The 9467-nt window shown below is 30.2% G+C and carries 12 protein-coding genes; all 12 read left to right on the forward strand.

Annotation, left to right across the window (positions count from 1 at the left end; translation table 11 throughout):
- Positions 1-120 precede the first annotated feature (120 nt).
- The 12 genes from LX78_RS14395 to LX78_RS14455 all read left to right on the forward strand — a co-directional run bounded on the left by LX78_RS14395 (position 121) and on the right by LX78_RS14455 (position 9006).
- Positions 121-549 (forward strand): hypothetical protein, encoded by a 429-nt coding sequence (locus LX78_RS14395; RefSeq protein ID WP_109683480.1) that lies wholly within the window; start codon positions 121-123, stop codon positions 547-549.
- 307 nt (positions 550-856) lie between these two features.
- Positions 857-1087, forward strand: coding sequence for a helix-turn-helix domain-containing protein (locus LX78_RS14400; protein WP_109683481.1), 231 nt, complete (start codon positions 857-859; stop codon positions 1085-1087).
- Positions 1084-2268 (forward strand): phospholipase D-like domain-containing protein, encoded by a 1185-nt coding sequence (locus LX78_RS14405; protein WP_109683482.1) that lies wholly within the window; start codon positions 1084-1086, stop codon positions 2266-2268. Before LX78_RS14400 ends, LX78_RS14405 begins: the two co-directional genes overlap by 4 nt.
- 70 nt (positions 2269-2338) lie before the next feature.
- A complete protein-coding gene (locus LX78_RS14410) occupies positions 2339-2656 on the forward strand; it encodes a helix-turn-helix domain-containing protein (protein WP_221407905.1) in 318 nt (105 codons plus the stop codon).
- A complete protein-coding gene (locus LX78_RS14415; RefSeq protein WP_109683483.1) occupies positions 2656-4263 on the forward strand; it encodes an Eco57I restriction-modification methylase domain-containing protein in 1608 nt (535 codons plus the stop codon). Before LX78_RS14410 ends, LX78_RS14415 begins: the two co-directional genes overlap by 1 nt.
- A gap of 289 nt (positions 4264-4552) precedes the next feature.
- A complete protein-coding gene (locus LX78_RS14420) occupies positions 4553-5116 on the forward strand; it encodes a hypothetical protein (RefSeq protein WP_109683484.1) in 564 nt (187 codons plus the stop codon).
- 149 nt (positions 5117-5265) lie between these two features.
- A complete protein-coding gene (locus LX78_RS14425) occupies positions 5266-5955 on the forward strand; it encodes a hypothetical protein (RefSeq protein WP_146192598.1) in 690 nt (229 codons plus the stop codon).
- Between the two features lie 237 nt (positions 5956-6192).
- Positions 6193-6708, forward strand: a complete 516-nt coding sequence (locus LX78_RS14430) for a hypothetical protein (RefSeq protein WP_109683486.1) — start codon at positions 6193-6195, stop codon at positions 6706-6708.
- Between the two features lie 161 nt (positions 6709-6869).
- The gene (locus LX78_RS14435) at positions 6870-7118 is read left to right on the forward strand and encodes a hypothetical protein (RefSeq protein WP_109683487.1); all 249 of its coding nucleotides are present in this window, start codon (positions 6870-6872) and stop codon (positions 7116-7118) included.
- Complete coding sequence (locus LX78_RS14440; protein WP_109683488.1) at positions 7096-7557, forward strand: hypothetical protein; 462 nt, start codon at positions 7096-7098, stop codon at positions 7555-7557. Before LX78_RS14435 ends, LX78_RS14440 begins: the two co-directional genes overlap by 23 nt.
- Before the next feature lie 151 nt (positions 7558-7708).
- Complete coding sequence (locus LX78_RS14735; protein WP_146192599.1) at positions 7709-8479, forward strand: hypothetical protein; 771 nt, start codon at positions 7709-7711, stop codon at positions 8477-8479.
- A 200-nt stretch (positions 8480-8679) separates the two neighbouring features.
- Entirely contained in the window at positions 8680-9006 is a 327-nt protein-coding gene (locus LX78_RS14455; RefSeq protein WP_109683491.1) for a hypothetical protein, read from the forward strand.
- The last annotated feature ends 461 nt before the right edge of the window (positions 9007-9467 follow it).

A 9467-nucleotide genomic window follows, 5' to 3' on the forward strand; every position in this document is an offset into this window, starting at 1 on the left:
GCTTAACCAGAGGTCGTTGCAAGTTTACTACGTCTGATTTTCCTGCGGAAAATCCTCGCACATAAACCCGCAACTATTCTTATACGAGACGTTGTAGGTAATTTGCGAAAATCGAAACTAATGAAAAATACATTATACTTTTTATTCGGAATTTTAATTTTGAGTTGTGTAAATAAAACTGATTCTCAAAAAGTAACTGAATTAGCAATAAACTCAAAAACAAAATCAATTGAAATTATATATACTGACTCTAGAGAAAAAACTATTGAGGGTTTAAAGAAAATATGGAATTGTGAATTCCCATTGATTTCCAAAAGCCAAATTAATTTTAATGGGAAAATATCGAATGACATTACTATAATGATTTCAGACTTTAAACCTATTGATTCTAAACAAAAGGAATATAAGATTGAGCTAACATCTGATTTAATTAAAAAAAGTATTCGGAATTATAAGATGTTTTCGGAATTAAAAATTATTACAAGTTATATTGAGTCAGATGGAGAAAGAAGCACATCCAGTAAAACCCTTAAAATGAATAAAATATAAAAACTACCTACAACATGGTGTATAATTAATGGCTAGGTCGAGCTTGCTTACGAATATTCCTGCGGAATATTCTATTCGGTTTTTATTTGTTAAATTCGGTGCTAAATCACGCCACAAATCATACACGAGACCGTTGTACACAAGCTGAAAGCAGCCACATATTTTAGCACTTACGGTTTTTCCCACCACATATTTCCAACGCTTTAAAAACCAAAAGAGCTAAAATTTCCCATCCTTGAAATGCTAACTTTAGTATGTAGTAAGAACGAAAGTATTAACTTACTTTGTGCTAACTATAGTATACTCAATGAACGCAGAATTATCACAGAATTTCGGTAAAATTATTCGAGAACTTCGAAAAGAAAAAAAACTTTCTCAAGAAGAATTAGGATTTCAATCCAAACTTCATCGAACATATATTGGAATGATTGAAAGAGGAGAAAAAAATATTACTCTTGAAAATATCGAGAAATTGTCAAAAGGACTTGATGTATCTATGAAATTAATTTTTGAAAAATTAAATAAAATACATCAATGAAAATTTCGTTTTTAGGACAAGGATTAGAACCTACATCAAAAAATGCTGTTGGGAATTTGTTAGTTAAATATTTAAAAGAAAAAAAGTTCAACTCGTTTACTGGTTTTTCTGCTTTTGCAAGTGAAGCAGGAATATATGGTTTATCAGGTCACATAAATTCTGCTAAAAAGAACTTTAAAAATTTAACAATTATTGTTGGAATTGACCAAGGTGGAACCTCAAAAGAAGCTCTTGAAGAAATTTTAAGTTTAAATATTGAAAGTTATATTTTCTATCAAAAGGAAAAACCAATATTCCATCCAAAGTTTTATTTGTTCGAAGGAACAAATGACGTGAAAATAATTCTAGGTTCATCAAACTTAACTGGAACTGGATTATTCACAAATATAGAAAGTTCACTTCTTGTAGAGTTTAATCAAACTGATAAAGATGGATTAGCTTTATTATCTGAATTAAAAACATATTATAAATCTCTTTTAAATTATACAGACCCAAACATTTTTAAAATAGACAACAAAGTAATTAATAATTTTTTTCTTGATGGAATTGTACCAGACGAAGCAACAAGAAAAAGAAATTACTCAAAAGGCACTTCTACTTCAACTGGAAAAAAGGTAAATAAATCAAAAGTTCCTAAAAGAAGTGTCCCAAAAGTACCATCTAGTATATTTCCAAGTAAAAGCAAAAAATCTAAGCCTACAACAGCAGTTCCAGTTGCAGCAACTGTTCCAGTAACAACTGCTATAACAAGTAAGAATTTAGTTTGGAAAAAATTAAAATTAAGCAATAGTGATGCTCAAGATGTTCCTGCAGGAACTGCAATTACTGGAAATTTAAAACTAGCACAAGCTCGATTCAAATTAGGTACAACAGTTATTGACCAAAAGACTTATTTTAGAAATCAAGTATTCAATAAACTAAAATGGGTAAAAACAAAAGCTCATAGTGCAACATACGAGGAAACATTTGGTGTATTTGATATTTCAATTTCCGGAAAACCTATTGGGAAATTCACATTAAAATTAAGTCACGATATTTCTAGAGTTGCAGGACAAGGTAATACACCAACTTGGCTTCATTGGGGTCCAACTGTTATTCCTATTTTACAAAAAAATAGTCTTTCTGGCAAGACATTAAACTTGTATGAAGTAAATAAAGACTTTTTAATTGATATTGTATAAAAAAAACTTAAAAAAACATAGTTAGTTCGAATGACATTTGTATATTTGGACTGAAGTTGTCCAAAATATTATGCAATTAGAAAAATCATTCGGAGAAACAATTAGAGATTTACGCACAGAAAATCATTTAACATTGCGAGAAGTTGCGGAACATTTAAAAATTGATACTTCAATGCTTGGAAAAATTGAAAAGAACAATCGAAATCCTTCGAAACAACTCATTAAAGATATTTCAATTTTATTTAGCATTGACGAGGACTTACTAACTGTAGCCCATTTAAGTGACACAGTTGCATATTCAATTTTAGAAGAGGAATTAGCAACTAAAGTTTTAAAAGTTGCAGAAGAGAAAATCAATTATTACAATAAAAATAAAGCCAACAAATAATGCAATTAATCAAAGAAGCAACAAGCGAAAAATTAAGAGGTGGCTTTTACACACCTGAACCAATTGCATCATTTATTTTAAAATGGGCTTTTAATGGTAATAAAGAATTAGACATTTTAGAACCTAGTTGTGGAGATGGTGTATTTTTAAAAGAAATTCAAAAAGAAAACTACGAATACAACTCTGTTACTGCAATTGAATTTGATGAAGTTGAAGCTGAAAAGTCAGAAGCTATTGGTTTAAATAAATCGTCTATAATTAATGAAGATTTCCATAAGTATTGTATTAATACAGAGAGAAAATTTGATTTAATTGTTGGAAATCCACCATATATTAGATATCAGTATTTCGACAAAGAACAACAACAATATGCAGCAGATATTTTTAATAAAGCAAGTTTAAAATATTCAAAATTAACGAACGCTTGGGTTTCATTCGTTGTTGGTTCATCTCTACTTTTAAAAGAAGAAGGTAAAATTGGTTTCGTTTTACCAGCGGAAATTCTTCAGGTTTCGTACGCTCAACCATTGAGAGAGTTTTTAGCTCATTTTTATAACAAAATAAACATTGTTTCTTTTGAGAAACTTGTATTTCCTAATATTCAACAAGAAGTAGTTTTATTGCTTTGTGAGAAAAACAACTCTAATTCTCATTTAATTGAACATCTAGAATTAAGAGACGCAGAAGAATTAAAAAAACTAGATGTTTCAATATTAAAAAGCCCAAAAAAGAAGATTGATTTTAAATCAAATAAATGGACTTTTTACTTCCTTGAGCAAGAAGAGATTGATTTTCTAGAAAGGCTTCAGTCTGACAAAAAATTCAATCAATTAGGAAAGTTTGCAAAAGTAGAGGTAGGCATCACAACTGGCTCAAACCCTTTTTTCACAGTTCCTCTTTCGACAGTCAAATTCTATAACCTAGAGAAGTATGCAAAACCATTAGTTGGAAGAAGCGTACAAGTTCCAAGTGCAATCTTCACAACGAAAGATTGGAATAGAAATAGAGATAAAGAAGCTAGAACACATTTTCTGACTTTTCCAAAAATGGCAGATTTAAATGGTTCTATTGGAGCAAGAGATTATATAGCTTGGGGAGAAGAAGAAAAAATTAACGAAGGTTATAAATGTAGAATAAGAGATGAATGGCAAATTGTACCATCTCAAAGAATCTCGGAAGCTCTTTTTATTCGTAGAAATAATAAATATCCGAAACTAATTATTAATGAAGCTAAAGCTTTTACCACAGACACAATGCATCGTGTTACAACAAAATCAAACGTTGAACTAAAAGCTTTAACAGCTAGTTATTACAATTCTTTGTCATTAGCCTTTACAGAAATTTGCGGAAGAAGCCACGGAGGAGGAGTTTTAGAATTAATGCCAAATGAAGTAGAAAGAATTCTTTTACCTTATAATGAAAACAACTCTGACTTACTTCCTCTTATTGATAAAATGATAAGAGAAAAGAAAAACATTTCGGAAATTTTAAAAATAACGAATCAAAAAATACTGAAAGAAAATTACGGACTTTCTGACTCTGAAATTGAATTAGCTGATAGTATCTGGAAAAAACTATCAAATAGAAGATTGAACAGAGGAAAATAAGCCAACGCTAAAAGCCATACACATTTGCAATTCGCTACAGCCAACGCTACATCAAAAATTGCAAAAGAGTATGTCTTTGCCAACGCTAGCAAGTTTGCGGAAAGAAAAAGCCAGTGTACAACAATGTATAAAAATAATAGCGGTTTAGTCGCAAAAACGAAAGTTAGTAAATATAAAAAAGGTCTGTGTTTAACCGAAAAGTTAGTGCTTGAAAATCCGCTACTATTCTTATACTAGACCGTTATACCATATTATGAAAAATATACTGACATTAATATTAATTTGCATTTTGAATATCCAAGAAGGTTTCACCCAGGAGGTTAAAACTGAACTACAAAAATTTATTCTTAAGGAATTAAATGAAGGAAATTACACATTTCAACTAATGAAGAATAAGGTGATTCAAACTGGTTTGGAAGAACAGCTGTTAGTAGATGAAAACGGGAAAATACTTTACCCTAAAATTGATTTAAAAGCAATTGAAAATGAAACTACAATAGAATTTTACTCTTCGGGTTCGATTAAATTAGCTATGAAATATACGGACTCCTTATTGACAATCTCGCCGATTGAAAACAGTTTTTGTCCATTAATAAAAATTGACCTACAATCACTAACTGCATTTATCAATGACGACAAACTAAGTATGGTCAATGAAGTCTCTATAAAAAATAAAGAAAATGCTTTTAAAAGTGCATGGGATGGATTTCAATGGCACTCAAAATTGCAGAATAATTCCACACTGATTAATCCAAGATTAACCATCGGTAAATTGAAAGAAAATGGCGCACTATATATAGAAATTTTATGGAATGAAAGAGGAAATAAAATCCATTACCGTCTCATGACATAAAAAACACATGGTATAACACCGTATATAAAAAATTGCTAGTTTTAGCTTAACCAATGTTAGTTGCTTTGTTTGCTTGCATCCGATTTTCCTTCGGAAAATCCTCGCACTCAAACACGCAACTTTCCATATACATAAACGTTATAAACAAGTTGAGAAAAACACTACAAATAATATTTATGCTCATTGGATTAACTTCTTGCAAAGGTCAAGAGGTCAAAGGAGTGTGGATGTCATATAAAAACCGTGTTATCGAAGAAGGAAAAGTAACTACATCACGAGATGAAGGGATTATCATAGATTTTGACAAACAAACTGTTGGAAATATATCCTCTGACTCATTAGTCGATGTGAAAATTGATTTTAAGGAATCAAAAATATTCCTGAATTCTGACACATTAAATATTGACTTCAAAACTTTCGGAAAAGATTCTATTCAAATTGATTTTGGCAGAAATATGATGCACGTTTTTCGTCCTTTAAATCTGGAACATAAATTAACAACTGACAAAGAAAATATAATAGAATTTCTTACTCTAAATGAGTTTAAAGAAATAAATGAAAATTTAAGTCTAAAATTTCTAAAAAGATTGCATTTCTATGCCACAATATTTGACCGAAAAAATGACAAACGTTTTTTGGAAAGCCAAATTGACACAAATGGATATTGGTTTATTAAAGAATTAAAGGGCAATTTCTTTTTAATATTTGCAGTTGAGGAAATTGGAGAACAGAATATTTATCAAATTACAGAATTCACAAAGTGTAAAATGGAATTAGAACTAATGCAGGAATATGGAGAATGGATTAATAATTTAACGGAATTAAAAACCTGTTTATAACAACGTGTATAATTCATTACGGCGGAATTTCCTATCGGAAATTCCTCGCGTTTTTGCTATCTTTCTTTCTTAATCGGAAAAATCTTGCCGATTTTTCCGTAACGAAATCATACACAAAACCGTTGCCAGTAATTTGACAAATCAGCAATTTTTCGTGCTTACTAATTGAAAAGGGCTATTTACTCATTCCTCTTTTTGAATTTATGACAACATCACTAGATTTGAAAAAAATAGAAAATGAAAAGAATATTAATATTATTTTTTGCTTTATGCATTGGACATTCTTACTCACAAGAACTAAATGAGTTTGAGTTAGAAAGCAGGAACAAAGCGGATTTAGTATTCGATAAAATAGCAAAATCTCAATCTAAAAATCTTCCTTACCTACTCTTTGGTATCGGAAATTCGAGTTATTTAATTATAATTGACCGAAACACACATTACACGCGAATTAAAGCGAATCTGAAACAAAATGACAGTATTGAAGTAGAGTCTATTAAATCGCTTGATAAAACAATTGGAATTTTAGAAAAAGCATTTGATAAATCAATTTATCATAAAGGTTTTATCGGTTTTCAATCGGAATTTTATAAAAATGGTTATGAATTAGCAAATGGAGCAATGTCATACTTTGTAATGAAAGATAAAGACTGGAATCGATATGGAGAATCTTGCTTATCTGTTATAGTTAAACCAAATCCGATAGATATTGAAATATATAATTATTTTGTAATTGGAATAATAAACGAATAAAAACTACTGGCAACACCGTGTATAATTAATTGCTTTGGCCGTTGCTTATTTGGAAAATTCCTTCGGAATTTTCTCGCGTTCGTTTTTGTTTACTAAATTAGTTGCTTAACCACGCAACTAACCATACACAAACACGTTGTAGCACATTTAAGAAAAACCCTATGAACACAGAAAACACCTTTTGGTTGGGCGATACAATTTTGCGATTAGACAGAATTTTGGCAGTCCAACACAATACGAATACTGAAAATGAATTAAAGCCGAGTAACTACGTTTACATTACTCTTGACAATGCTAACGGAACAACAATTGAAGTGGAATTTAATGATTGGGAACACGCTTCTGATAGTGTTCAAAAATTAAAACAAGAGTGGGAAAACTTTCTATATGAGCAAAAGAAATCTAAATAAACACCTGATTGGACTGACTGGCGAATATTTTGTAGCTGGAATGATGAGTTTAAATGGTTGGGTTGCGAGTTTGACCTTAAAAAACTATCCTGACGTTGACATTTTTGGACTAAATCCAGAAACTGGAATAAATGTAAATATCCAAGTCAAAACTATACGAAATGGAAAAAGCTATCCAATTGGATTAACTCACGCGACTATCGATAAGGCAAAAGATAAAATAACGTGTCCTTATGTTTTTGTGCATATTGACAAAAATAATGACGTTAGGTATTTTATAATTTCTCGAAAAGAATTGATTAACGTAATCAAAACATCAGATAAAGACTATTTGAACAAACCAAGGAAAAAACCAGTTAAACAAACAAATCCAGTCGGAATTCCATTAAGATATTTAGAACCTTATGAAGATAAATGGAATAACATTTGGAAGAAATAAAAACGTGCTACAACAACGTGTATAGCTCATTGCGGCTGAATTCCTAATCGGAATTCATTGCAATTTGCTATCTTTCGGTTATGGCGGAAAATCATACCTGATTTTCCGCAACGAGCCATACACAAAACCGTTGGCAACAAGCTGAACAAAAATGAAACAGACGGAAAAACAGAAAAAAATCCGATTAATAATAATTATTCTGACAATTGTCGGACTGATTAGTTTTCTGTCCCAAACTGTAACTGTTTTTGCATATGGAATTGACAATACGACTGACCTTTATTTATTGCTTTATCCAATGTTATTTGTTTCTCTAATTTTGGTATTGGCCAAATCGAAATTCGGAATCTTATTGACTTTACTGACTTCGATTTCATATAGCATTTTACTAACAAACGAAGTCGGAAAATATTTGACTTTTGATTTCCAGAACAGTATTTTGATTTTAGTTCTGCTACTTCCCTATTTAATATTTTTGAGTTTAATTCCATTGTCAATTATTTATTTAACCGACAAAACGGAAAATAAAATAAAATTTCAAACAGCATCTGTTTTGATTCCTATTGTTTTTTTTGCTTTTATGGCAATTGACCGAATGGACAAAGATTATTCAAGAACTGTTTTTGTGGACGCAAACTTGAAAAATAACGGAATTATAGAATTAAAACTAAAACCGGGATTTGGAGACACAAGAGAATTTTATGTTAAAACAAACTCGAAAGAATTAGAAAAAATCATAAAGGAAAAAGGAGAATTTGTACAAGGAAGTTACTTTCTATCAAACACACGAATTCAAACGAATTATAAGTTTGACAAACTAAAATCTTTGACAATAATAGAATTTAATAAAAATATAGAGTTGCCTAAACTGACTTGGAATGTGAACGAAATAAATGGAAATTATGATTTTATTCGACCATAAAAAGCCAGTTGCCAACACCGTGTATAATTCATTGCTAGTACTCGCCTACTTACGAAAATCCTCGCGGATTTTCTATTCGGTTTGTATTTGCTAAATTAGGTGCTGAAATACGCAACGAAATCATACACAAACACGTTGCCATTCATTGGAGGAACGCACTCTGATTCAAAAAATCGGAACATTAAAAAACTAATTTTATTATGAAAAATCAAAACAAATGGAAAATTTCAACTTTAATTAGTTTAATCTGCTTGATAATTCCTTTTTCAATATATAGTTTATGGATTTATGTTTATAATTTAGGTACAACACAAGCTGAAAGAGTTTCTGTTTTTAAGAAGTATTTCCCGGATTTTCTTGATGGAAGATGGAGCATAACAATTATTAGTATATTTTTTAGTATTTCAGCAGTTATTTTAAGTAGTATTAATCTAAAACATTTAAAAGGAATGTGGAAATTAATAAATATTGTAATTCTAATATTGAGCAGTTTATTATTATTTCTAAATCTATTTTCAATGATGTAATTTTTATTTTCTTTAATTAAATAAACCTATATATTTAATTAATCAGAATTTAAAAGGTTTGGAAAAACCGAACAAAACTCTGAATTTACCAAGATGCGGAATTACTCACTCAATCGGAATTGAAAAAGTTTGCGGAATAAGTAACTAAACGAATTTACTCAAATACTAAAAAAAAACAGAAAACGGAATTAAGCCTAATAATTAAAAACCTGAGTAAAAACAACGAAATGGCAACACCGTATATAATTTATTGCTAGTTCTAGCCTACTTACGAAAATCCTCGCGGATTTTCTATTCGGTTTTAATTTGCTAAATTTAGTGCTTAAACCACGCAACAAACCATATACAAACACGTTGTGCAACATATTGACCCGTCCTGAATAAAGGCTACATAATTTTAAACATTATGTACAGAAATGACAAAGTGATCAGACGGTATTCAGAACCTTTTAAACTGAAAA

The sequence above is a fragment of the Xanthomarina spongicola genome, assembly GCF_003148645.1.
In the GTDB taxonomy this organism is placed as follows: Bacteria; Bacteroidota; Bacteroidia; order Flavobacteriales; family Flavobacteriaceae; genus Xanthomarina; species Xanthomarina spongicola.

Excerpts from the sequence above, each read along its gene's own strand:
- LX78_RS14455 (WP_109683491.1), top strand. The coding sequence starts at position 8,680 with ATGAAAAATCAAAACAAATGGAAAATTTCAACTTTAATTAGTTTAATC.
- LX78_RS14410 (WP_221407905.1), top strand. The coding sequence starts at position 2,339 with ATGCAATTAGAAAAATCATTCGGAGAAACAATTAGAGATTTACGCACA.
- LX78_RS14415 (WP_109683483.1), top strand. The coding sequence starts at position 2,656 with ATGCAATTAATCAAAGAAGCAACAAGCGAAAAATTAAGAGGTGGCTTT.
- LX78_RS14435 (WP_109683487.1), top strand. The coding sequence starts at position 6,870 with ATGAACACAGAAAACACCTTTTGGTTGGGCGATACAATTTTGCGATTA.
- LX78_RS14735 (WP_146192599.1), top strand. The coding sequence starts at position 7,709 with ATGAAACAGACGGAAAAACAGAAAAAAATCCGATTAATAATAATTATT.
- LX78_RS14395 (WP_109683480.1), top strand. The coding sequence starts at position 121 with ATGAAAAATACATTATACTTTTTATTCGGAATTTTAATTTTGAGTTGT.
- LX78_RS14440 (WP_109683488.1), top strand. The coding sequence starts at position 7,096 with ATGAGCAAAAGAAATCTAAATAAACACCTGATTGGACTGACTGGCGAA.
- LX78_RS14430 (WP_109683486.1), top strand. The coding sequence starts at position 6,193 with ATGAAAAGAATATTAATATTATTTTTTGCTTTATGCATTGGACATTCT.
- LX78_RS14400 (WP_109683481.1), top strand. The coding sequence starts at position 857 with ATGAACGCAGAATTATCACAGAATTTCGGTAAAATTATTCGAGAACTT.
- LX78_RS14405 (WP_109683482.1), top strand. The coding sequence starts at position 1,084 with ATGAAAATTTCGTTTTTAGGACAAGGATTAGAACCTACATCAAAAAAT.